Below are 22,754 nucleotides of genomic sequence, written 5' to 3' on the forward strand. Positions count from 1 at the left end.
CCCGGGCCCGTACCGGGTCAGGAGCGCAGGGGGACGGTCCTCGTGCCCGCGTAGGTCGAGTGGGAGGTGACGGCCGACGGGGTGCGCAGACCGGGGTTGGCGAGGAACAGGTTCCTCAGCAGGGAGAACGGGCCGCCGTCGCTCTCGGCGTCCGCGACCGTGTCCAGCAGCCTCAGCTCGGAGTCCTGGAGGTCCTTGTGGAACCGCTCGGCGAGGTCCCAGCCGTCCCATGGCAGCACCTCCACCTTGTTCAGGGCCGCCAGGTCGCGCACGACGCTGCTCTGGACGAAGTCCATGCCCGACAGGTTGAGGAACGGCATCCCGAACTTCTCCGGGTCGGAGCGGCCCGCCCGGCAGGCCCGCCAGGCGTCGCCCGCCACGAGGAACCCGTCCCTCGGCACGTCCATGGGGTCGAACGAGATCTTGAACTCCTCCATCAACTCCGGGGCCGGAAGCTGGGCGTCGGCCAGGGTCCATCCGCGCTCGGGGCTCCAGTACTCGGCGACCCAGTGGTCCTTGTAAGACCCGGCGAAGAAGTACGAGGCGAAGCCGCAGCGGATCCGGGCGGGCGTGCCCGTGCTCCTCAGCAGCGAGCACAGCAGGAGCGCGAAGTCGCGGCAGGTTCCGGCGAACCGCTTCTCGGGCGGGCGGGCGACCGTCAGGGGCCGGCCGTCCCGCTCGCTGATGATGCTGAGGATGGCGGAGACGTAGCGCGTCTCGGCCTCGTTCTTACGGTGGTCCGGCAGCGTGAAGCCGAAGTAGGTGGTCTCCTCCCGGTGGATCAGGAGGTTTCGGACCATCAGGGCGAGCTCGGACGGGTCGCTCGGAACGCCTTCCAGCCTGCCGAGATCCCCGGGGTCGCTGAAAACGCTGTGGGCGAGATAGAAGGCCTGCTCTTCGGCTTCAAGAGTGTGAGGTGCGTCGGTCATTGTCGCCTTCCCTCGCTGTAGACCGGAACCGCGCGGCCTTAGCTTGACGGGCGCTAATGGCAAATGTCCACAATATCGTTTGTAAATTCGGCGGTACCAGAACATGGACCGGCCGCGTCCCCTTCACATCACCCGCCCCACCGGCCCAGCGGAGCGACCTCCGGAGCGTGGTCAGCGCCGGTTCGGAGGGAGCGGGACGGGAGAATCGGCCCGATGCGTGGGGCCGTGCGGATCCGCGCAGTGCGCGTCGGCCTGGCCGATGGCGAGGAGCTCGGGCGTCGCGTGGTCGACCTGCAAGGTGGTGTGCCCGATGCCGTACTCGTCGCGGACCAGGCGCTCGGCGGCCACCCGTACGGCGTGGCAGTGGGCGCCCGGTGTCACCAGGATGTGCGCGGACAGCGCCGCGTAGCCGGAGGTGACCTCCCAGATGTGCAGGTCGTGTACCTCCACGACGTGCTCAAGCGCGGCCGTCTTCCTGCCGATCTCGGCGGGGTTCATCCCGGCGGGCGCGGCCTCCATGAAGACCCTGGCCGAGTCGCGCACGAGGCCCCACCCGGCCCTGAGCATCAGCGCGGCGACCACCAGCGCGGCGATCGCGTCGGCCCGGCCCCAGCCGGTGAGCCAGATCACCAGTCCTGCGACCGTCGTGGCCACGAAGGCGTACAGGTCGTTGAGTATGTGCTGGAAGGCGCCCTCGACGTTGAGGCTGGACCGGTTGGCCCTGCTGAGCATCCAGGTGGCGGCGATGTTGACCGCGATCCCGGTCAGGCCGGTGAAGACGACGTACGCTCCCTCGACCACGGGGGGCGTGATGAGGCGTCCGATGCCCTCGTACACGAAGTAGGCGCTCAGCAGGAGCAGGGTGATGCCGTTGATCTGCGCGGAGATGATCTCAGCGCGTTTGAGCCCGTAGGTGAAGCCGCCCTGCGGCGGACGCTGGGCGATGCGCATCGCGACCAGCGCGAAGACGATGGCGATGGCGTCGGTCAGCATGTGGCCCGCATCCGAGATCAGCGCCAGCGACTGCGCGATGAAGCCGATGACCACCTCGACGGCCATGAAGCCCACGATGAGCGTGAGCGCCCCGGTCAGGTAGCGCCGGTCGGCCTCGGCGCTGACCCCGTGCCCGTGCCCGTGGCCATGGCCGTGTCCCCGCTCGGCGCCGGATGTGTCACCCATCGCCCAGTTCCCCTTCCGTGTGTCTGGCATGGGTGATGGCGAGGTCGAACAGCATGCGCACGTGGGAGTCGGCGAGCTGGTAGTAGGCCATCCGCCCGGACCGGCGCACCTTGACCACCCGGCGCATCCGGAGCAGTCTCAGCGCGTGGGAGGCCCCCGACATGCTCTGGCCGGTCGCGGCGGCGAGGTCGCACACGCACATCTCGCCGCCCTCCAGCAGGGCTGCCATCATCCGCAGCCGGCCGGGATCCGCGAGCAGGCCGAACACCTGGGCGAGGTCCTGCACCGTCTCCTCGCCAGGGAGCGCCCGGCGTACCGACGACACCCGCTCCGCGTCCACCACCGGTACCGAGCACGCGTCGGGCTCCATCGCTACAACGCTTGAACGATCCTTCATATATCGAAGTGTAGGAAACGGGGGCTCCACCTGTCGACTCCGGGAGTGGTGCCGTGGGAGGAGCGCTGTGCCGTACCGGAGCCGGGCCGGTACGGCACAGCCTGGGGGGATCCAGGATCAGACGGTCGTGGCCTGACGGAGGGTCACAGGGGCGTGAAGGCCCCGGTCTCCGGCTGGTAGTTGGAGACCACGCCGGTGTGCACTTCGTAGAACCAGCCGTGCAGGCGCAGCCGCCCGCCGGCGATGCGCCGGGCCACCCGGGGGTAGCGGCGCAGCTTGTCGAGCTGGGCGATGAGATGGGCGCGCCCGGGCTCCTCGTCCCCTGTCACCCGCGCCTCCCGCCAGCGGTGGGTCTGGAGCAGCCACCACCGCGTGGTCGGGGCCGAGCGGAGCGTCCAGGAGCGGATCCGGCCCTGTACGGCGCCGCAGTGGGTGTGGCCGCACACGATCAGGTCCTCCACGCCGAGGATGTTGACCGCGTACTCGATGGTGGCGGCCTCGGCGGTGAGGCGGCCGAGGCGGTAGGGCGGGATGACGTTCCCCGCCGTGCGCAACTCGAACAGCTCGCCGGGCCGGGCTCCGGTGATCAGCGACGGGATGACCTGCGCGTCGGAGCAGGTGATGAACATCGCCTGGGGCGAGACGCCTTCTCTGAGGGTGGCCGCCTGTTCTCGGCCCCCGCTGACCTTCTGGTGGAACGTCCGGGCATGGTCGATCAACGACTGCATGGGAGTGGACTCCTTCGTGCTGATGACGGGCATGGAAGACCGGCCGGACGCGCGCGAGCGCGCCCGGTCCCCGCGTTCGCGCGCGGAGAGCCCGTCGATCAGCAGCGGAAGATCGGCAGTCGCGGCCCCGACGCCCGCGTCCATCGCAGGGCGGAGACGCCCGCGCCGTAGGGCCTCGCCGGGCGGGCCGATCTCCCGAGCGCTCTCGCGGGGCGCCCGTGACGTGACGGCGGCTGGGGAGGCTTGGCCCATCCGGCGGAGCAGGGATGCCCCCCCGGCTTCGGGCAGCCGTCGTGGTCGATGTCCTCGGGAGCCTGCGGAGGGGCGGGGTCCGGCGGTGACGCGGCCGTGGGAACGACCGGACCCGCCTGGGCGACCGGAAGGCCGCCGAAGTGACCGCCGTGCGGAGCGATGCCGTGGACGAGCAGGATGACGGCCGCCACGGCCACGAAGGTGCGAAGAGCCGCCCGCACCTCAGATCGTCGCTCCGTCAACGCATCGCTCCACTACTTATAGCATGCAGTTGACTACTGATAGTAGTCGAAGGCTCGTGTTCCGTACATCGGCTGTTTGGCAAAGGCGCTGGTCACGGTGGGGGGCAGGGCCGAAAACCCCTTATTGCACGGGATTTCGTGAGCACGGGCTCCTCGATCACGACACGGCACCTGCGGGCCATCCGGCGTTGTGCCGCCGGTCACGAGGCATCCCTAACGTGACGGCCATGAAGAGAACCATGATCGGCCTGAGCGCCGCCGTACTGGCGCTGAGCCTTTCCGCTCCGGCCTTCGCCGCGGACCACGGGCACGACGGCCACGGCGGCCGCCCGGGTCACGGCGACGGCAAGTTCGGCCGCGCGACGCTGACCGGCTTCGCGTCCCTCCCCGCCGAGACCTACGTTCCCGGCAGCGAGCCGTCGGGCTCCGCGCTCGGCACGACCCCGGTCAACGGGATCGCCGCGCCGTTCCCCGGCCAGCCCGTTCAGGGCTTCAGCGGCGTGCTCCGCCGTGACGACGGCAGCTTCGACGTGCTGTCCGACAACGGGTACGGCAACAAGGCCAACAGCGGCGACTTCCTCCTGCGGATCCAGCGGATCAAGCCCGACTTCCGGTCCGGCGCCGTCAAGGTCATCGGGGGTGTCAACCTGAGCGACCCCGACCGCCGCGTCCCCTTCCCGCTGACCCGAGCGGACCGCACGCTCACGGGTTCCGACTTCGACGTCGAGTCGATCGTCAGGGACGCGGACGGCACCTACTGGATCGGCGACGAGTTCGGCCCGTTCCTGCTGCACTTCTCGGCCAAGGGCAAGATGCTCGAAGCCCCGATCACCCTGCCGGGCGTGCAGGCTCCCGAGAACCCCTACCTCAACGGCGCCCAGCCCAACCTCGGCGGCAGCAAGGGCTTCGAGGGCATGGCGCGCTCGGTCGACGGCCGCAAGCTCTACCCGATGCTCGAAGGCACCGTGGCCGGCGACCCTGCGGGCTCGCTCCGGATCAACGAGTTCGACCTGCGCAAGCGTTCCTACACCGGCCGCAAGTGGATCTACCAGCTTGAGGCGCCGAGCAACGCCATCGGCGACATGATCACGGTGGACGAGAACCGTTTCCTGGTCATCGAGCGGGACGGCGCGCAGGGCGACGCCGCGGCGCTGAAGAAGATCTACCTGATCGACGTCCGCGACCGCGACCGTGACGGCAAGGTCGACAAGACCCAGGTGGTCGACCTCCTCGACCTGGCCAACCCCAAGGGCCTCGGCGGTTTCGGGACGACCTTCCGCTTCCCGTTCGTGACCATCGAGGACGTCGTCATCCTCGACGACTCGACGCTCGGCGTGCTGAACGACAACAACTTCCCCGGCTCGTCCGGCCGCACGCCCGGCAAGGCCGACAACAACGAGTTCATCACCGTACGGTTGTCGCGCCCGCTGGGCGCCGACCCCCGCGCCACCCGCTGCTGACGGCGCCCTTCCCCGCCGGCTCGGTCAGCCGGCGGGGAAGGTGGCGGTGACGCGGGTCCACTCGATGCGGGCCTCGGCCGCGTTGCCGTGCGAGGTGCCCGTCACCCAGTGCGTCACCTGCGGGTTCTCGCGGCTGCTCTGCACCGCCCAGGTGGCGCCGGTGTCGGCGCCGTCGCGGTGGAGCCTGGCCGTCCCCGCGCTGTCGACCGTGACCTTCCAGGTCGACGGCGCCGGGGAGGTGGCCGAGGAGTAGACCTTCTCCCACACAGAGGAGCCCTTCCTGATCGTCCAGACCCCGCTCTTCTGTACCGCCAGCATCAGCCGCACGTAGCCGTTGGCGACCTTGGTCCCGAGGCTGACGCCCTCGCCGGTGACGGGGTCCAGGGCGCTGTCGTCGTCCACCCGGCCCCGGAACTCAAGCGTGAAGTCGCAGCCCCTGGTGACGTCGAGCCCGATGGACGCCTTCGACGCCTTCTGGCCGGCGCTGCGCAACCGCAGGGCGCCGTCCTTCACCTCGGCCGTACCTCCGGAGGGGTCGAGGGTCCAGTCGCCGAACGTGTCCCACGTGCTGCTCGCGACGTTGTCGGCCACCTCGACGAAGTCGACCAGGGCCCCGGCGGGGGCGGCGGCGGTCCCCGAGCACCACACCGACACCTGCGGGGCCTCGCCGGAGGCGGAGACGGCCCAGCGGGCCGCCGTCTCGGCGCCGTCGCGGTACAGGGCGGCGTTCCCCCGCGCGTCGACGGCCACCTGCCACAGGTGCGGGGCCGCGGTGTCGCCGGCCGCCGCGTACACGCGGCTCCACCCCGGCGTGCCCTGGACGAACGCGTACACGCCGTCGGGCTGGAGGGACAGCATCAGCCTCCTGACGCCGGTGGCGACCTTCAGCGCGAGGCCGGCCCCGGCCCCGGTCGCGGGGTCCAGCCGGGAGTACGCGGTGACCTGGGCCTTGATCGCCGCCACGAACCCGCTGGACGGGCCGTACCGCTGGGTGATCCCGGAGAACCCCGCCCCGCCGGCCGAGGCGTCGGCCAGGCGCAGGCGGCCGGACCCGTCGAGCTCGACAGTCCCCCCGCCGCCCCCGCCGCTCGTCACCGTCCAGCCGGCGAGGTCGTTCCAGCCGGGGCCGACTCCGGTGAACGCCCCGGAGACGTCGAGCCTCGCCACCTTGATGTTGGTCTGGTTGTGCTCCCAGACGACGAAGAACCGGCCGGGCTCGTACTCGTCCGCGCTCGCGTACACGTCCCAGCCCCGGGCCGCGCCCCTGGTCAGCCGCGCGCCGTCGGCGAAGAGCCGCCCCGGGCCCCACGGGGCGTGCGGCCGCTTGACCTTGTAGCAGAGGACCTCGCGGTACTGATCGGGCTTGTCGGCCCCCGCGCCCGTGAACGGCCCGGCGAGCGTGGTGTAGATGGTGAGGTACTGGTCGTTCGCGTCCTTGGCGAAGAACCCTTTGACGTAATAATTCGGGATATTGGGGTCGAGGGTCATCGGGGACCACGTGAGCCCGCCATCCGTGCTGGTCGCGGTCGCGGCGTACGAGGTGTGGGTGCGGTAGAAGGCGTCCCTGGCTGCCGCGGACGTGCCGCCCGTGAGGTTCAACGTGCGCGCCACCATCAGCAGCGTGCCAGGGTCGTCATGGGAGACGGCGAGCTGCGGCTCCTCGACGCCGACGCCGGGAGGGTTCGCGGCGAGTGCGCCCGAGGTCCAGGTCGTCAGGTCGGACGAGCGGAGCACGCCCGCCCGCGTGGCGCCCTCGGACTCCCGCCAGTAGGGGACGAGCCAGGTTCCCTCGTGCCTGATCGGCTTGCCCGCCACCACCACGCCCCTGCCGTTGGCCGGGACGTCCACGGTGACGGGGAAGCCGGCCCAGGTACGGCCCCCGTCGGTGCTCTTCTTCGCCACCATGGCCACCGGGAAGCCGTCCGCCTCGCCCCGCGCGTCCCGGTCGGCGGCCGTGGTGATCCGGCCGAGGAGCGCGTACAGCGTGCCGCCGTCGTTCAGGAAGATCACGTAGTGGTAGCGGTGGGTGGAGGTCGCCGCCGCGAGCGTGCCGGTCGTCCAGGTGAGGCCCCCGTCGGCGGACCGGGCGTACAGGATGGAGCCCTGGTCGGTCGGGGACGGGTCCCGCGGGTCGCGCGCCCCCGCCCGCCAGGCGGCCACGACGCGCCGGGCGTCGAGCGCGACGACGTCGGGGACGCGGTTCCCCTCGTGGGCCAGCTCACCGTGGGAGTCGGTCTCGACCGTCCGGTAGACGGTGACGGGGGCGCTGACCGCCTGGCCGACGACGTCGGCGTCCGGCCAGGCGGGGGCGCGGTTCCGGTCCGGGGGGACGGTCGGGCTCATGGATCACAGCGAACATGACCCGGCTCGCGCGGCGCAGGAAGTCCACCGCGCTTTCACCGGGTGTTCACCGGCGCCCGCCGCCCCCTCACCGGGTTCCTCCTATGGGCTGGTGCAGGTGAGCGCCGGAGTCCCGGCGGTCCCCGACGCCACGTACCCGAAGGTGGTGGTGCCGTTACCCGCGATGGTGCGGTTGTAGTCGGCGTTCTTGACCGTGATGGCCGATCCGCTGACGGTGTACGTGCCGTTCCACAGGCTGTTGATCGTCGTACCGCTGGGCAGGGTCCACTTGACCGTCCAGCCGTTGATCGAGGCGCTGCCGTTGTTCTTGACCGTGACCTCGGCCTGGTAGCCGCCGGACCAGGTGCTGGTGGTCTTGAAGGTGGCCGAGCACGCGCCGGTGCCGCCGGTCGGGGTGGGGGTGGGCGTCGGCGTCGGAGTGACGGTGGGCGTGGGGGTGGGCGTGACGGTCGGGGTCACCGTGGGGGTGGGGGTGGGCGTCGGGGAGGGCCCGCCGCCGCCGGGGCCGACGCCGGTGACCTGCCCGTTACCGCCGTCGAAGACCACGTCCGAGCAGCCGTAGAAGGTCTCCTGGCTGTCCGAGCGCTGCCACACCGAGTAGATGATGTGACGCCCGCTCTTGCCGGACGGAAGCGTCGCGTTCCAGTAGTAGTAGGAGTCCGCGTTCCCCGGCGATCCCACGCTCGGCGGGTCGGGGGCGGTGTAGAACGGCGTGCTCTCCAGGTCGCTCCACGCCAGCGGGCGGGTGGGGCTCCAGCTGTCCTTGGTGATGTAGGTGCGGAAGGACCCCGGGTGCGCGGCCCACTTGTTGTAGCGGAACTGGATGTTGGCACCCGAGGTCAGGTGGGTCACCGGCCAGTCGTTGCGGGCGAGGTCGAAGCCGTTGAAGTCGTACACGACCGCGCCGCCGCTGCACAGCTTGCCGTCGGGGATGAAGCCGCTCATACGGCCTCCGCCGTCGGAGCGCAGCACGGCGAACCAGTTGTACAGGGAGTTGGTACCACTCTGCGCGACCGCCGCCGCGCAGGCCGGGTTGTTGGGCACGATGGCGCCGTTGGAGGTCAGCCCGTCCTTCCAGCAAAGGTACGTCCGGCTGCCGGGCATCATCATCGCCCCGTGCGCCGACGCCGTGCCCGGGAACAACACCACCACGAGCAGGGTCGTGACGATCGCGGCGGCGCCGGCGAGCGTGATCTTTCGTCGCTTTCTCATGGAACACCTTTCGAGGGTTACGACGCAGGCCCCCGGCGCACACCTTCGACGTCCATGGCGGCAGCACGTCCGGCACGCTTGAGCACGTCACGGACATCAAGCACGTCAAGGAGTCACCGAGGACCTGGTGAAGTAACCGGTCGTCGCCGTGGGGCGAACAAGCCGTCGACTGCGGACCAGCATGCGAAAGCGCTCACGCGTAACGAACTGTAGGCCGCCGCCGCTGGGGTGGGAATCGGCCCGCGGCACGGCCGGCCGTACCCTCGGGGGGACGGCGGTCCCGTCGCAGCTAGGACCCGTGATCCGCGCCGGGGCGTGCCGTACGCCGGATGAAACAGCGTGAAATTTTCGCGAATCCCGGAGATCGGTCAGGATGATGGGGTGGACGTACGCCCCATCTCGCCCTCGGCGCTGGCCGAGGAACTCGCCGATCGCATAGCCGACGCTCCCGAGGACGCCTGGGTGAGGGTCGCGCTCGACGGAGCCCCCGCGGCACGGCCGGGAGAGCTGGCCGGGGCGCTGGTCGCGCCGCTGCGCCTGCGTGGTCGCGAGGTCCTCCGCGTCTCGGCCGCCGACTTCCTGCGCCCGGCGTCGCTCCGCTTCGAGTACGGCCGCACGGACCCCGACGCGTTCTACGACGACTGGCTCGACCACGGCGGCCTGTCGCGTGAGGTCCTGAACCCGCTCGAACCCGGCGGTTCGGGCAAGGTGCTCCCGACGCTGTGGGATACCAAGATCGACCGGGCCACACGGGCGTCCTACGTGACCATGCCGCGGGGCGGCGTCCTGGTCGTGGACGGGGCGCTGCTGCTCGGCCGCTGGCTGCCGTTCGACGTGACCGTTCACCTGTGGCTCTCGCCCGGCGCGCTGGCCCGGCGGACCGCCGAGGACCAGCGGTGGACCCTGCCCGCCTACGCGAGGTACGAGGAGGAGGCCGCTCCTCTGGACACCGCCGACGTGGTGGTCCGCGTCGACGACCCCCGGCACCCCGCGATCGTCACCCGGCCTCGTTAGCCGCCCTCGCCGGCCGCCCTTGTCGGCGGTCCTTGCCGGCCGGCCTGGTGGCGGAACGGTCAGGGTTGCCGCGGTCCTGTACAGGGCAGGGGGCCTATTAGGGGCTTGACCAGGTACGACTTGCTCTTCCGACGAAACGTGGGGTCGTCGAGATGTGCGGAATCTGTGGGTGGGTGGACTTCGAGGGCGATCTTCAGGAGTCACGGGACACCCTGCGCGACATGACGGAGACCATGGCCTGCCGTGGGCCGGACGACGAGGGGATGTGGCTCTCTCCACATGGGGCGCTGGGCCACCGGCGGCTCGCGATCATCGACATCGAGGGCGGACGCCAGCCGATGGTCGCCGAGGAGGACGGCGAGGTCCTGGCCGTCCTCACCTACAGCGGCGAGGTCTACAACTTCCAGGAACTGCGCGCCGAACTGGCCGCGCGCGGTCACCGGTTCCGCACCCGCAGCGACACCGAGGTCGTCCTGCGCGCCTACCTCGAATGGGGAGCCGATCTCGGCAGCCGCCTCAACGGCATGTACGCCTTCGGGATCTGGGACGCCCGCGAGGACCGGTTGGTGCTCGTCCGCGACCGGCTCGGGATCAAGCCGCTCTACTACTACCCGACCCGGGCGGGCGTGCTGTTCGGCTCCGAGCCCAAGGCGATCCTCGCCAACCCGCTGTCCCAGCCGCCCAGGGTGGACGCCGATGGGCTCAGAGAGCTGCTCTCGTTCGTCAAGACTCCGGAATGCGCGATCTACCAGGGAATGTACGAAGTGCGCCCAGGCGGGGTCGTCACGGTCAGCCGGCAGGGGGTGGCCAAGGACCGCTACTGGCGGCTGGAGGCCCGCGAGCACACCGACGACGTGCGGACCACCGTCCACACCATTCGCGGGCTGCTGGACGACATCATCGAACGGCAGCTGATCTCCGATGTGCCGTTGTGCACGCTGCTGTCCGGTGGCCTGGACTCCAGTGCCGTCACCGCGCTCGCCGCGAAGGGCCTCCGGGCCCACGGCAAGGGCAAGCTCCGCTCGTTCTCCGTCGACTTCGTCGGCTACACCGAGAACTTCAGCCCCGACGAGATGCGCGACACCCCGGACACGCCGTACGTCCACGACCTCGTCCGGCACCTGGAGGATCTCGGCGTCGAGCACACCGACATCGTCCTCGACTCCGCCGAGCTCATGGACCCGAAGATACGGGCCGCCGTGCTGCGGGCACGCGATCTGCCCGTGGGCATCGGCGACATGGACACCTCGCTCTACCTGCTGTTCAGGGCGATCAGGGCCTACTCGACGGTCGCGCTGTCGGGGGAGTCGGCCGACGAGGTCTTCGGCGGCTACCGCTGGTTCCACGACCCGGAGGCGGTCAACGCGGGCACGTTCCCCTGGCTGGCGGCCCACGGGGGCGCGCGGTTCACCGCCCTGGAGGACGTCCTCGACCCCGGTCTGCTGGCCAAGCTGGACATCCCCGGCTACCGCGCCCAGCGTTACCGCCAGGCGCTCGACGAGGTGCCGCGCCTGCCGGGGGAGAGCGGGTCGCAGGAGCGCATGCGGGAGATCAGCTACCTGCACCTGTCCCGGTTCGTGCAGATCCTGCTCGACCGCAAGGACAGGATGAGCATGGCCGTCGGCCTGGAGGTGCGGGTGCCGTTCTGCGACCACCGGCTGGTGGAGTACGTCTTCAACACGCCCTGGTCGATGAAGACCTTCGACGGGCACGAGAAGAGCCTGCTGCGTGCCGCCGTGACCGACGTGCTGCCGCGTTCGGTCCTGGAGCGCCGCAAGAGCCCCTACCCCTCGACGCAGGACCCCGCGTACGAGAAGGCCCTGCGGGAGGAGGCGGCCCGCCTGCTCGCCGGCGGGCGGCTCGCCGCGGAGCCGATGATCGACGTCAACAGGGTGCGGGCCATGCTGGAGCAGCCGCAGGGCACGGTCAGCCGCCACGATGTGCGGGCCGCCCTTGAGGGCCTTCTGCAGTTCAACGCCTGGCTGGAACAGTACAAGGTGCGAATCAACGTGTGACCGCACCCGCCCGGACACCCGTGTCTCCGGCGCGCGTCCGCGCCCGCCGAGATGAGCGACCCGCGTCCTGACGAGTCAGGCATGGGCACCGTGCCCGGCACATGCACCGCCACCGCCGGGTCGAGCGGCGCGCGGGCCCGTGTTGCGGCCGGCACTGCGGCCGGGGTCAGCTCACGCGTTCGAGGCCGTCGGCGATGCCCTGCCTTAGCATGTCGCCGTAGGGGCCTCTGGGGAGGTCACCTGCGTGGTCGGCCGCGAGGCGGAAGTAGCGCGCGGCCTCGGTGGGGTCGCCCATGAGCTCGTGCGAGGCGCCCATGTTGAGGTACAGCGAGGGGTAGAACTCCAGAACGCGCTCATCTGCCGTGGCGTTCGCGTGGTGCAGCGAGACGGCGTTCCACAGGAGGGTCTCCTCCGGGGAATCCTGCTGCCGGGCGACGTAGTGCGCGGCCACGCAGGCGTCGAAGTCGTCGCCCCGCTCGGACCACGCCTGGTCGAACAACCGGCGGGCGTCCTCCGGCTTGCCCTCGGACTCGGCCCGCATGCCGTCGGCGCACAGCCGGACGACCGCATTGTCGAGATCGAGTTCCACGGCTACCTCCCCTTGTCGTTCGTCCCCAGCAGCCTAAGCCGTGGCACCGACATTTCCAGGGACTAGCTGGGGCGGAGTTCGGGGATCCCGAGGGCGGCGCGGGCTCGCGGCGTTCCAGTGCCGGGGGTACGCGCGGCCGGGCCGATCATCCGAAGACCTGGGCCACACGGTGCTCGTAGGCGCGCTGCCAGAAAAGCCGGTAGAGCAGCCGCAGGATGAAGGGCCCGGTCCTGAAGATGTGCTCGCCGCCCTCGGGGCCCGCGGCGTCGATGGTCCAGGCGATGATCATCGGAAGGTCCCGGCCGTGGCCCCTGCTGGACGCCTTGCTCGTCTTCTCCCACCAGGCCGCGCTGACGTGCTCGGTGATCAGCGGCACGACCTCCGCCTCCTCCAGATCGAGGTGAGTCCTCAGCATCTCGTGGAACCTGCGCAGATCTTCGGCCTGTTCCCCGGCGGGCCTGCCGGCGACCGCCAGCCGCTCGACCACCGCGTCCAATTCCTGGTGGTCGGCCGCCAGCCGGTCGAGGACCGGGCCCGCCTCGGGGACGAGCCCGCGAATCAGCGGCCACAGGTGGGTGTCCTCGCAGGTGTGATGGTGGTGCAGGCCACGCAGCATCAGCGCGGTGTGCTCGTCGATCAGGGCGCGCCTGAGCACGTCACCGGGAGGGCACCTGTCGAGGGCGTCGGCCAGGCGCAGGAAGTCGCGGCGCAGGCCGGCGTGGAACGCCAGTGCCGTGACGAGGTCGGGGGCGGGCTCACCCGCACAGCGCCGGGGGGCGTTGGTCGCGGTTGTCATACTCCACACCCTGCGCGCCACTACTTCACGCCGACTTAACGCGAACTTGGAAGCCACTACCACCGAGGCTTCAAGGGCCTTGTCGCCCTTGCCGGGGCCCCGCGCCGGAGGGGCCGGAGAGATCGCGCGGTCAGGGAGAGGAGGCGCCGGATGCGCAGCCGGGGCACACGCCGAAGATCTCCACGGTGTGGTCGACGTCGACGAAGCCCGCCTCGGCCGCGACGCGGGCGGCCCAGCGTTCGACGGCCTTGCCCTCGACCTCGACGCTGCGCCCGCATGAGCGGCAGGTCACGTGGTGGTGGTGACCGCCGGTCGCGCAGCGGCGGTAGAGCGTCTCGCCGCTCTCGTCGCGGATGGCGTCGACGACCTCGTCCTCACTGAGGACCTGCAGGTGACGGTAGACGGTGGTCAGGCCGACGCGCTCACCCCGGCGGCGCAGCTCGGCGTGGATCTCCTGGGCGCTGTGGAACCCCGACAGCTTGCCGAGGACCGACACCAGCGCCTCGGCCTGCCGGGTGCCCCTGACCCGGGTGCCCCGTGTGGGCGGCCTGTCGAGATGTGGCGCCGGTTGGGTCGATTGCGACGTCATGCTGAGCCCTCCCACCCGTCGGCGAGTGCCTTCCGCGTACGGCTTCCGTCGCTGTGAACACTACCAACCGGGCCGCTCTTCCCAGCGCTCCACAGCGCGCTCTCCCTGGGCGCCGCGACGGCCCGGCGCCCGCTCACCGTACGTCGTGTGGGGCTCGGGCCGTAGGTCGTGTGGGGTTCGGGCGGCCGACGTGAGGCCGTCCCGCCGTGGACTACTCGCCGGGGGGGGGGGACACCGTGGCATGCTGGCCTGCCGAGCCCGACGGAGGAGCCGATGAGCGTGTCCTGGCGTCACTTGCCCAAGCCCGCGCGGGTCGTCGCCGAGACGGCCGCCGACGCCGTGGCGGCGGCGCGGTCGCGTGACGCGGAGACGTTCCAGCGGGAGGCGGCACGGCTCGGCGCGCTCGACTCCGAGCACGCGGGCCTCGTGCTGGGCGCCGTGGTGAGAATGTCGCTGGAGGAACTGCACCCCGACGGGCTGACCGCTGACGACGTCCAGGAGATGGTCGCGCGCTGCGCGCGGTCGGCGGCCGGCTGGTTCCCGGGCCTCGACCCCCATGTGCTGGTGCTGCTGGTCGCCGGGGCCCTCGGCGTGCACCAGGCCGACACGGAGGACTTCAGGCTCGACGCGATGGAAGTCGCCCGGCACGCGCCGCTGCTCGTCGCCGACCTGCTAGCGCTCTCAGGCCGTTCGCTGGACGCCTGCCTGGAGGCCGCCTTCGCCGACATCCAGCGGACACAGGCGTCGGAGATGCCTTGACGTGCTCCCGTGCCGTGTGGGCCGCCCCGTAGGCCGCGGGGAACGCCCACCGGCCGTGGGGCCGCGGGGAACGCCCGCGCGGCCTGTGGGGCCGCGGGGAACGCTCGCTCAGTACAGGCGGGCGGCGGAACCCGTGAGCGCCCGCCTGGTCAGGTGCCCCGAGGTCACCCGTACGCCGGTGGCGCGCTCGGCGAGGGCCATGGCGGCGAACACGGGATCGTCCTCGCCTTCGCCGGGTTCGCAGGGTTCCCCATCGTCGCTGGGGTCGCGGGGCTCGTCATCGGGATCTTCGCCCGCGTGTTCCCCAATGGGCAAGCCCAGTTCACGCATGTGCGCCAGGAGCAGGCCGGGGCTCGCGCCCCAGCGCGCGCCGGAGCCGTCCGGGTCGAAGCCGGTGATCAGGCGGCCGTCGGCGGCGTACAGGAACCGCCGTTCCAGGCCGAGGCCGCCGGAGACGGCCGCCATCACCGTGCCCGCCGAGAGCCGTCGTGTCACCTCGGCCAGCGTCCCGGCGAAGCCGTTCCGTTCGAGGAGCACGGTGCCGCCGAAGGCTTCGTACGCGGTGATGGGCCGGTCGGCGGAGAGCCCGCCGGGGCCGTCCGTCCGCCCGGGGCCGTCAGTCCTCCGGGGGGTCGCGCCGATGCGCTCGGGCGTGACGCTGATGTGCTCGGGGGTGAGATCGATCGGCTCGGGGGTGACGCCGATGCGGCGGAACGCCTCTTCGGGCGAGACGTCACGCACGAAGGTGACGCAGAAGCCGGAGTCGCATAAGTAGTCGTCATCGGACTCGCCCAACCAGGCGTAGTCCGCCGCGGTCGCACCGCTCATCGCCGAATCCTTTCGCCATGGCTCTAAGGCATCATGATCCTTTCAAGGACGACCGACAGAATCGGCGGCGTCATAGGACTTTCCGGCAAGACCGCGCCACGGTTGCACGGGCCACTTCGGCGGTCCGGGAGAATGGAGGCGTCAGGCTTTCCTAGGAAGGATGTGCCCATCGTGGCTATGAGCGCCGAGGCCGACTGGGTCTCACGGTTCGCGGACGAGGTCATTGCCGAGGCGGAGCGCCGCGCTCCCGGCAAACCCATCGTCTGCGCCTCGGGCCTCAGCCCCTCTGGCCCCATCCACCTCGGCAACCTCCGCGAGGTCATGACGCCCCACCTGGTCGCCGACGAGATCCGGCGCCGGGGCCACGAGGTCGTCCACATCATCTCCTGGGACGACTACGACCGGTTCCGCAAGGTCCCCGTGGGCATCGACTCGTCCTGGTCGGAGCACATCGGCAAGCCGCTGACCTCGGTGCCCGCGCCGCCCGGCAGCGCCTACCCCAACTGGGCCGAGCACTTCAAGGCGCCGATGATCGCGGCGCTGGCCGAGATGGGCGTGGAGTTCCACGGCATCGACCAGACCGCGCAGTACACCTCCGGCGCCTACCGCGAGCAGATCCTTTTCGCCATGCGCGAGCGCGAGCGCATCGACGCGATCCTCGACCGCTACCGCACCAAGGACAAGCCGGCCGCGCCCAAGAAGCCGCAGCAGAAGCTCGACGAGGCCGACGCCGCCGCGGCCGAGGCGGCGGCCGAGGGCTCGGGCGCCGCCGAGGAGGACGACGGCACGGCGGCGGCGGGCTACTTCCCGTACAAGCCCTACTGCTCGGTCTGCGAGCGCGACCTGACCACGGTCACCGCGTACGACGATGAGACGACCGAGCTGTCCTACACCTGCGCCTGCGGGCACGCCGAGACCGTGCTGCTGTCGGAGCACAACCGGGGCAAGCTCGTGTGGAAGGTCGACTGGCCGATGCGCTGGGCGTACGAGGGCGTCGTCTTCGAGCCCTCCGGGGTCGACCACAGCTCGCCGGGGTCGTCGTTCGTGGTCGGCGGGCAGATCGTCAAGGAGATCTTCGGCGGCGAGCAGCCGATCGGGCCGATGTACGCCTTCGTCGGCATCAGCGGCATGGCCAAGATGAGCAGCTCCAAGGGCGGCGTCCCCACCCCGGCCGACGCCTTGGAGATCATGGAGGCCCCGCTGCTGCGCTGGCTGTACGCGCGGCGCAAGCCGAACCAGTCGTTCAAGATCGCCTTCGACCAGGAGATCCAGCGGCTGTACGACGAGTGGGACGCCCTGGAGCGCAAGATCAGTGACGGCTCCGCGCTGCCCGCCGACGTGGCCGCGTACAGCCGTGCCACCGGCACCGCCGCCGGACCGCTGCCGGTCACGCCGAGGCCGCTGCCCTACCGCACGCTCGCCTCGATCGTCGACATCACCACCGGCCACAGCGAGCAGACCCTTCGTATCCTGCGCGACCTCGACCCCGAGCACCCGATCACGTCCCTCGACGAGACCCGGCCCCGGCTCGACCGCGCGGAGCGGTGGATCACCACCCAGGTCCGGGCCGAGCAGCGCACCCGCGTGCGCGACGAGCCCGACGCCCCGTTGCTCGCGTCCCTCGGCGACACCGAGCGCGAGTCGCTGCGGCTGCTGCTCGACGGGCTCGACGAGCACTGGTCACTCGACGGGCTCACGACGCTCGTGTACGGCGTGCCGAAGGTCCAGGCGGGCCTGGCCCCCGACACCAAGCCCACCCCGGAGCTCAAGGTCGCCCAGCGCGAGTTCTTCGCCCTGCTCTACAGACTTCTGGTCGGCCGCGACACTGGCCCGCGCCTCCCGACGCTCCTGCTCGCGGTCGGCGCCGACCGCGTACGCAAGCTCCTGGGCGGCTGACTCGGCCCGTACGAGAGATCTGTGTTCTTGCTCTGAACGCGAGAGAGCCCTCGCCGTAGCGAGGGCTCCCCGGGCCTGACGTCTGCCAGGTTGACGGTCAGCAGTGGGCTCAGGCGTCGAATTCGCCGGTCCTGACGCCGCTCACGAACGCCGACCATTCGCCAGGGGTGAAGATCAGTGCTGGTCCGGCCGGGTCCTTGCTGTCCCTGACTCCGATGACGCCAGGCAGATTCGATGCGACCTCGACACAGTTGCCGCCGTTGTTGCTATAGCTGCTTTTGCGCCATAGAAAGAGAGACAGGTGAGCCTCCGTCCCTGCGCCGTCAATGTTCACGATCATCACGCTTCCTTCGACGCCTGAGCAAATAGGCTCCGGGTCTGATCCGGATCGAGGGCCTTCGCTCGCAGGTGGTTGAAGACCAGGTTATACCGATCAACCCCTGTAGGTTCCTCCAGATAAAGGCTACCTACCTGGTTCTCCAGGTAGACCACGTCAGGGTCTGGGGCTTCCGGAAAACCGAGGATGACGAACCCGCCGTCCATCGCCGGGTGCGGTCCTGCGGCGAACGGGAGTACTTGCAGGGTGACGTTCGGTCGTTCGGACGCTTCCGTCAGGTGGAGAAGCTGTGCCCGCATAGTCGTCGTACCGCCGACAGGGCGACGGATGACGGCCTCGTTCATGACCGCCCAAAGCTGCAACGGGTTGGCGTCGGTGATCCGTGCCTGTCTGGCTTGGCGGAAATCGATCTTTCGGTCGATCTCCTCGGGGCTCGACGCCATGGGTGCCGTTCTGATGTAGCCCCGGTAGTAGTCGGGCGTCTGGAGCAAGCCGGGCACGAGTTCGGTGTCGTAGCTGCGTAGTTCCGACGCCTCGGCCTCCAGGCCGACGAAGACCTGAAACCATTCCGGGATCACATCGCCGAAGGAATGCCACCAACCTCGTTGCCGGGCCTGGCGAGCGAGAACGAGAAGCTCCTCCCGGGCAGTGCCGTGAATGTTGTAGACGTCCAGGAGCGCACGGAGATCGATCGCGCGGATACCGCGCCGTCCGGTCTCGACACGGCTGACCCATGACGGATCAAGTTCCAGTCTTTCAGCGACCGCTTCGGCCGTGAGGCCGGCCTCTTTGCGGATGCGGCGTAGTTCGCTGGCAAGTCGTCTGCGCCTCACGGTGGGACTGCTCCCGATGGCCAACGGATACCTCTCCTCAGAAGGCGGTTCGACCCGTTGAGAGTCCCCGCATGGGACAGGCACGGGCAAACCGGAAACTTGTATTTGGCATCTTGCCAACAACAGCATGCTGGCTGCACCATGATATCGGCAAGGAGGTATGACCGGTCGTAGTCGGCCGAGACCGACGCTAGGAAGAGAGGCCAGAGATGGCGGCGCGTACCCGGCAGGAAGAGCAGTTCATTCACTTGGTCCGGTTGGCGTGGGATCTGCACAAACGGGGCCTGAGCGCGGCGGTCGACCTTCCGAGTCGTGAGGAGCCGATCCTGCTGGTTCCTCGGACATCGGGGCCGTTGAAGGTCATGGCGATGTCGCGTAAGGGCACGTGGTTCTTCACGTGGGGTCGGGGCGAGGGCCAGAGGGTACGCGCGCTGTCGGGTGACGCGGCGGACCGTATCTGGGACCTGGCCCAATGAGGACCGTGGGGCTCCTGGGGGCGATCGATCTCCCGGGTACGGTCACGGCGGCCTCGGTCGCACGCGCGTGTATGCGCGAACTGCTGACCGCGGCCGGCCACCAGGGCGTGGACGAAGTCGAACTGTTGGTCAGCGAACTGGTCACGAACGCCGTGCGGCACACCGACAGCGGACGTACGACCTGCGGGGTGGTAAGGCTCGTGGCGAGGGACACCGGTCACGCCGTGCGTATCGAAGTGATCGACCAGGGCTCGACCGGCGCCATTCCGCAGATCCCCGCACAGGTCGACCCGCTCAGTGAGAGCGGCCGTGGGCTGTGGCTCGTACGCGAGCTGTCGTCGGCCTGGGGCTGGGAACAGGACACGACAGGCCGGACCATCTGGTTCGAGGTGACGGGATGATCGGGTCCTCGGCCTACGTCGGGGAACGGGCGTCAGATCTATCAGAGAATTCGCCGTTCGGCCGATCAAAGCAAGGCCAATGGTCATTACCACCGAGACTCCCGCCGGGAGGAAGCCGCGATGAGCTCCTTCACCCGGTCCGACCGGCATCCGGCCAACTCCTCGACCCTGATGAGCGGGATTGGGACAACGACGGTCTTTAAGCGGTCCGGGACTGGCTGGTGCCGGTCAAGCTGCGGGTTCTCGGCGCCGTGAGACGATGAGGCCGCCTGCCATGATCAAAGCGTAGGCCAGCAGCGGCCACCCCCACGGGCGGCGGGGCGACCACGAGTCGAGAAGGATGGCGGCGCCGCAGATGAACGTCGCGGCGGTGAGCAGCCATCCGGCGACGAGCCCTGGCCGGCGGCGATGACGCGTCAACAGGACCGCCAAGACGATCACCATGGCGATCCCGGGCCAGCCAAGGGCGATGAAGTCCAAGATGCCGCTCGAGGTGCCGGCCGGGCCACCGCGCAGCGCGTTGAAGACCATGTCGCCCACCAGCCAGTCGACGATCGACACAGGTAAGGCCAGGAGGACCATGAGGAGGCGCCCGTAGATCTGATCACCCAGAAGGTTGCCGACCGTAGCCCAGGTCACGGTCACGACCGCCGCCCCATAGGCGATGACCGTTATGGCCCGTGCAATTCGCGTCGACATGCCGAAGTTTCTGCTCATCGCGTAATTCCTCATTTCCTCTTCGCCGCAACCGCAGGCGTGGATTGTGGCGGACCTGGTGGGCGCGAGACAGCGCGCCCACCAGGAAACCGTACTAATGAAGCCAGGGTCGTTTACAGGAAACCCGTCCCGGTCAGCTTCCCGCAGATGCGGGTCTTGAGGATGGTCTGGAAGGCCGCGTCTACAGGCGGGCGCCAGGTTTGAGCGAGGGGCGAAAAGGGGAAAGTGAAAAGTTTTTGACTCTTTATCATTAGCAACCGGCCATCGTGGAAACCACGCACATCGCGCCGTTTGGCTACGTCAGGTATGGGCGGGCACGGTGCTGAACGCGGACGTGAACGGCGGGGGCACCACCTCCTAATGGAGGCCGAGGGGCCCGGGATCGGTTCGGAACCCCGAGAAGATGGGCAGCGACGATGCCCAAGTGCACGCCGCAGAGTCGTGAAACAGCGATGCATATGCATGCGCAGCGAGATCTGTGTCAATGAGTCACCGCTGGCCGATCCGCTCACCCCTTAGGGGGACTGAATCCCGCCACGGTCAGGTCGAGTAGCCGGCCTGCCTCGGCGGCGGGGTCAGGGTGCTGTTCGGTGGCCAGGGCGATGCCGGTGATCAGGGTGAGAAGGTCGGTGATGGTCACGCCCGGTGTCAGCGCGCCATCGCTTGCGGCGCGGCGCACCAGTGGGGCGCCCGCCTCGGTGAGCTGCGCCGAGCAGCAGTTGTCGTGCGTCACGTCCGGCTCGCTCGCCCGGTCGCGGGCCATAGCGATGGCCAGCCCCCGGATGGTCGCGGCGTCCGCGGTGACGGCGCTCAGCCACTCCAGCAGCGCGGCCCGGGTGTCGGCCCTGCCGGTCAGGTCGCGGGCGTGGGCGCACAGGGTCTCGGCCCGTTCACGGAAGACCGCCTGCAGCAGCGCGTGGCGGCTGGGAAAGTGCCGACGCACGGTGGCGGATCCGACTCCCGCGGTGCGGGCGATCTGCTCCAGGGACGCGTCGGCGCCGTGCGCGGCGATCGCCTCCTCGGCCACGGCGAGCAGGTGTGCGTAGTTGCGCCGGGCGTCCGCACGCTGGACGGGCATGGCGATCACCTCACAGTTGCTAAATGGCGGGGCCCGCCGTATCTTACCGAAGCATAAACGGCGGGGTCCGCCGTTTAACGGCTGCGCACCAGAGGAGACGCCTCATGTCCACCGATCCCGCACCTGTCCTGGTCACCGGCGCCACCGGGCGGCAGGGTGGTGCCACCGCCCGCGCCCTGCTCGCGACCGGCGTCCCCGTCCGGGCGCTGGTACGCGACCCCGCGACCGACCGGGCGAGGGCGGTCGAAGCGATCGGGGCCGAACTGGTCACCGGCGACCTCCACGACCGCGACTCCGTGGTCAGGGCCGCGCAAGGAGCCCGAGCCGTCTTCTCGGTGCAGATGCCCGCGATGAAGGGAAGCGCTTTCGACTTCGAGGGCGAGCTGACCCAGGCCGTCAACCTGGTCGAAGGCGCGCTGGCCGCGGGCGTCCCGCAGTTCGTGCACACGTCCGTCACCGGCGCGGGGCACCACACCGAGGCCCCAGGCTGGGCCGAGGGCCGCTGGGCCTCGATGGAGCCCGTCTTCGCCGCCAAGGCCGGCGCCCAGGACCGTGTGCGTGAGGCGGGCTTCACGCACTGGTCGATCATCAAGCCGGGCTTCTTCATGGAGAACTTCCTCCCGTCCGTGGCCTACCTGTTGCCCCGCGGCGTCGAGGGCGGCCTGGTGACCGTGCTGAAGCCCGGCGCCCGGCTCTCCCTCGTCGCGGTCCACGACATCGGCACGACGGCCGCCGCGGCCATCGCCGCACCAGAGCGGTTCCACGGGGTCGAGCTGGAACTGGCCGGCGACTACCTGACGCTGACGGACATCGCCGAGGTCCTCTCCCGCGCCTTCGGCACCGAGGTGCCCGCGCCCGACATGACCATGGAGGAGGCGGTCGCCGCGGGAATGCCAGGGCCGGGCGTCACATCCCACGAATTCATCAACGTGGCCGGTCAGCGCGCCCGCCCGGAGTACGCGCGGGCCTTCGGCATCCCGCTCACGACCTTCGAGGAATGGGCGCGACGTCGCCCGGGAGAACCGCGAGTTCCTGGTCCGCACGGTGACCTACCTCAGTGAGCAGGGCGTACGGCAGTTCCTCGACGTCGGGGCGGGGCTGCCGACCCAGCGCAACGTCCACCAGGTCGCCCAGGAGCTCGCGCCGGAGTCCCGGGTCGTCTACGTGGACAACGACCCCATCGTGCTCACCCACGCCCGCGCGCTCCTCGCCGAGAACGACCGGGTGGCGGTCGTCGGGGCCGACATGCGCGGCGCGCAGGAGCTTCTCGACCATCCGGACGTCCGCGCCCATCTCGACTTCTCCCAGCCCGTGGCGATCCTCCTGCTGGGCGTCCTGCACTTCATCCCGGACGACGACGAGGCCATGAAGATCGTCACGACCTTCCGATCGGCGCTCGGGCCCGGAGGCCATCTGGTCGTCTCCCACGGTTCGATCGGCGACCTGAGCGAGGACAAGGGCGCCGAGGGGCACAAGGTCTTCAGCCGTACCTCGGCCCCCGGGGTCACCTCGCGGTCCCCCGGGCAGGTGCGGGCGTTCTTCGAGGGGCTCGATCTGGTGGACCCCGGAGTGGTCCCCCTGCACGACTGGCGGCCCGAGATGGGCTTCGCGATCGTCAAGGAGGGTGAGGCGGGCGCCGTCGGCGGCGTCGGCAGGATCCTCTGAC

At 70.0% G+C, this 22,754-nt stretch carries 24 protein-coding genes; 9 read left to right on the forward strand and 15 right to left on the reverse strand.

What is annotated here, in order from left to right; genetic code table 11:
- Positions 1-17: 17 nt before the first annotated feature.
- From ACGFIV_RS09145 to ACGFIV_RS09165, 5 genes are all read right to left on the reverse strand, one after another.
- Positions 18-929, reverse strand: coding sequence for a transglutaminase-like domain-containing protein (locus ACGFIV_RS09145; protein WP_392833401.1), 912 nt, complete (start codon positions 927-929; stop codon positions 18-20).
- Between the two features lie 171 nt (positions 930-1,100).
- The gene (locus ACGFIV_RS09150) at positions 1,101-2,108 is read right to left on the reverse strand and encodes a cation diffusion facilitator family transporter (RefSeq protein ID WP_358547765.1); all 1,008 of its coding nucleotides are present in this window, start codon (positions 2,106-2,108) and stop codon (positions 1,101-1,103) included.
- On the reverse strand, positions 2,101-2,505 hold the full coding sequence (locus ACGFIV_RS09155; protein ID WP_358547767.1) for a metalloregulator ArsR/SmtB family transcription factor: 405 nt from the start codon (positions 2,503-2,505) through the stop codon (positions 2,101-2,103). The genes ACGFIV_RS09150 and ACGFIV_RS09155 overlap by 8 nt, the downstream gene beginning before the upstream one ends.
- A gap of 143 nt (positions 2,506-2,648) precedes the next feature.
- Positions 2,649-3,233, reverse strand: a complete 585-nt coding sequence (locus ACGFIV_RS09160; protein ID WP_358547770.1) for a carbonic anhydrase — start codon at positions 3,231-3,233, stop codon at positions 2,649-2,651.
- A gap of 98 nt (positions 3,234-3,331) precedes the next feature.
- Positions 3,332-3,727: a hypothetical protein gene (locus ACGFIV_RS09165; protein WP_358547773.1), complete on the reverse strand. Its 396-nt coding sequence runs from the start codon at positions 3,725-3,727 to the stop codon at positions 3,332-3,334.
- Between the two features lie 227 nt (positions 3,728-3,954).
- On the opposite strand from ACGFIV_RS09165, the gene ACGFIV_RS09170 reads away from it, so the two are divergent.
- Positions 3,955-5,187: an esterase-like activity of phytase family protein gene (locus ACGFIV_RS09170; protein WP_358547776.1), complete on the forward strand. Its 1,233-nt coding sequence runs from the start codon at positions 3,955-3,957 to the stop codon at positions 5,185-5,187.
- Between the two features lie 24 nt (positions 5,188-5,211).
- Here ACGFIV_RS09170 and ACGFIV_RS09175 read toward each other — a convergent pair whose 3' ends face one another.
- Both ACGFIV_RS09175 and ACGFIV_RS09180 read right to left on the reverse strand, forming a co-directional pair.
- Entirely contained in the window at positions 5,212-7,530 is a 2,319-nt protein-coding gene (locus ACGFIV_RS09175; protein ID WP_392833408.1) for a sialidase family protein, read from the reverse strand.
- Between the two features lie 99 nt (positions 7,531-7,629).
- Entirely contained in the window at positions 7,630-8,760 is a 1,131-nt protein-coding gene (locus tag ACGFIV_RS09180; RefSeq protein WP_392833411.1) for a lytic polysaccharide monooxygenase, read from the reverse strand.
- A 381-nt stretch (positions 8,761-9,141) separates the two neighbouring features.
- Here ACGFIV_RS09180 and ACGFIV_RS09185 point away from each other — a divergent pair, with 381 nt between their 5' ends.
- Complete coding sequence (locus ACGFIV_RS09185) at positions 9,142-9,774, forward strand: uridine kinase (RefSeq protein ID WP_358547784.1); 633 nt, start codon at positions 9,142-9,144, stop codon at positions 9,772-9,774.
- 152 nt (positions 9,775-9,926) lie between these two features.
- Positions 9,927-11,789: an asparagine synthase (glutamine-hydrolyzing) gene (gene asnB, locus ACGFIV_RS09190; RefSeq protein ID WP_358547787.1), complete on the forward strand. Its 1,863-nt coding sequence runs from the start codon at positions 9,927-9,929 to the stop codon at positions 11,787-11,789.
- 166 nt (positions 11,790-11,955) lie between these two features.
- Here the strand turns inward: asnB and ACGFIV_RS09195 are convergent, their stop codons facing one another.
- From ACGFIV_RS09195 to ACGFIV_RS09205, 3 genes are all read right to left on the reverse strand, one after another.
- Positions 11,956-12,378, reverse strand: coding sequence for a hypothetical protein (locus ACGFIV_RS09195; protein WP_392833415.1), 423 nt, complete (start codon positions 12,376-12,378; stop codon positions 11,956-11,958).
- A gap of 145 nt (positions 12,379-12,523) precedes the next feature.
- Positions 12,524-13,174: a hemerythrin domain-containing protein gene (locus ACGFIV_RS09200; RefSeq protein ID WP_358547793.1), complete on the reverse strand. Its 651-nt coding sequence runs from the start codon at positions 13,172-13,174 to the stop codon at positions 12,524-12,526.
- Positions 13,175-13,304: 130 nt separating this feature from the next.
- Entirely contained in the window at positions 13,305-13,763 is a 459-nt protein-coding gene (locus ACGFIV_RS09205; protein WP_358547796.1) for a Fur family transcriptional regulator, read from the reverse strand.
- Between the two features lie 279 nt (positions 13,764-14,042).
- On the opposite strand from ACGFIV_RS09205, the gene ACGFIV_RS09210 reads away from it, so the two are divergent.
- Positions 14,043-14,522, forward strand: coding sequence for a hypothetical protein (locus ACGFIV_RS09210; RefSeq protein ID WP_358547798.1), 480 nt, complete (start codon positions 14,043-14,045; stop codon positions 14,520-14,522).
- 108 nt (positions 14,523-14,630) lie between these two features.
- On the opposite strand, the gene ACGFIV_RS09215 is transcribed toward ACGFIV_RS09210, so the two are convergent.
- On the reverse strand, positions 14,631-15,350 hold the full coding sequence (locus ACGFIV_RS09215) for a DUF6461 domain-containing protein (protein ID WP_358547800.1): 720 nt from the start codon (positions 15,348-15,350) through the stop codon (positions 14,631-14,633).
- A 177-nt stretch (positions 15,351-15,527) separates the two neighbouring features.
- On the opposite strand from ACGFIV_RS09215, the gene lysS reads away from it, so the two are divergent.
- A complete protein-coding gene (gene lysS / locus ACGFIV_RS09220; protein ID WP_392833523.1) occupies positions 15,528-17,246 on the forward strand; it encodes a lysine--tRNA ligase in 1,719 nt (572 codons plus the stop codon).
- A 109-nt stretch (positions 17,247-17,355) separates the two neighbouring features.
- Here the strand turns inward: lysS and ACGFIV_RS09225 are convergent, their stop codons facing one another.
- Both ACGFIV_RS09225 and ACGFIV_RS09230 read right to left on the reverse strand, forming a co-directional pair.
- On the reverse strand, positions 17,356-17,586 hold the full coding sequence (locus ACGFIV_RS09225; RefSeq protein WP_392833421.1) for a DUF397 domain-containing protein: 231 nt from the start codon (positions 17,584-17,586) through the stop codon (positions 17,356-17,358).
- Positions 17,586-18,416 carry a helix-turn-helix domain-containing protein gene (locus ACGFIV_RS09230; protein ID WP_392833424.1) on the reverse strand — a complete coding sequence of 277 codons (831 nt, stop codon included), beginning with the start codon at positions 18,414-18,416 and terminating at the stop codon, positions 17,586-17,588. Before ACGFIV_RS09230 ends, ACGFIV_RS09225 begins: the two co-directional genes overlap by 1 nt.
- 209 nt (positions 18,417-18,625) lie before the next feature.
- On the opposite strand from ACGFIV_RS09230, the gene ACGFIV_RS09235 reads away from it, so the two are divergent.
- Together ACGFIV_RS09235 and ACGFIV_RS09240 are read left to right on the forward strand one after the other, a co-directional pair.
- Positions 18,626-18,892 (forward strand): hypothetical protein, encoded by a 267-nt coding sequence (locus ACGFIV_RS09235; protein ID WP_392833427.1) that lies wholly within the window; start codon positions 18,626-18,628, stop codon positions 18,890-18,892.
- A gap of 5 nt (positions 18,893-18,897) precedes the next feature.
- A complete protein-coding gene (locus ACGFIV_RS09240) occupies positions 18,898-19,293 on the forward strand; it encodes an ATP-binding protein (RefSeq protein ID WP_392833430.1) in 396 nt (131 codons plus the stop codon).
- A 228-nt stretch (positions 19,294-19,521) separates the two neighbouring features.
- On the opposite strand, the gene ACGFIV_RS09245 is transcribed toward ACGFIV_RS09240, so the two are convergent.
- Positions 19,522-20,010 (reverse strand): hypothetical protein, encoded by a 489-nt coding sequence (locus tag ACGFIV_RS09245; protein WP_392833433.1) that lies wholly within the window; start codon positions 20,008-20,010, stop codon positions 19,522-19,524.
- A 508-nt stretch (positions 20,011-20,518) separates the two neighbouring features.
- Positions 20,519-21,088: a TetR/AcrR family transcriptional regulator gene (locus tag ACGFIV_RS09250; protein WP_392833436.1), complete on the reverse strand. Its 570-nt coding sequence runs from the start codon at positions 21,086-21,088 to the stop codon at positions 20,519-20,521.
- Positions 21,089-21,192: 104 nt separating this feature from the next.
- Between ACGFIV_RS09250 and ACGFIV_RS09255 the strand changes: the two genes are divergently transcribed.
- Complete coding sequence (locus ACGFIV_RS09255; RefSeq protein WP_392833439.1) at positions 21,193-22,149, forward strand: NmrA family NAD(P)-binding protein; 957 nt, start codon at positions 21,193-21,195, stop codon at positions 22,147-22,149.
- Positions 22,133-22,753 carry an SAM-dependent methyltransferase gene (locus ACGFIV_RS09260; RefSeq protein ID WP_392833442.1) on the forward strand — a complete coding sequence of 207 codons (621 nt, stop codon included), beginning with the start codon at positions 22,133-22,135 and terminating at the stop codon, positions 22,751-22,753. Before ACGFIV_RS09255 ends, ACGFIV_RS09260 begins: the two co-directional genes overlap by 17 nt.
- Position 22,754 lies beyond the last annotated feature (1 nt).

Source organism: Sphaerisporangium sp. NPDC049003, from assembly GCF_043197795.1.
GTDB lineage: Bacteria > Actinomycetota > Actinomycetes > Streptosporangiales > Streptosporangiaceae > Sphaerisporangium.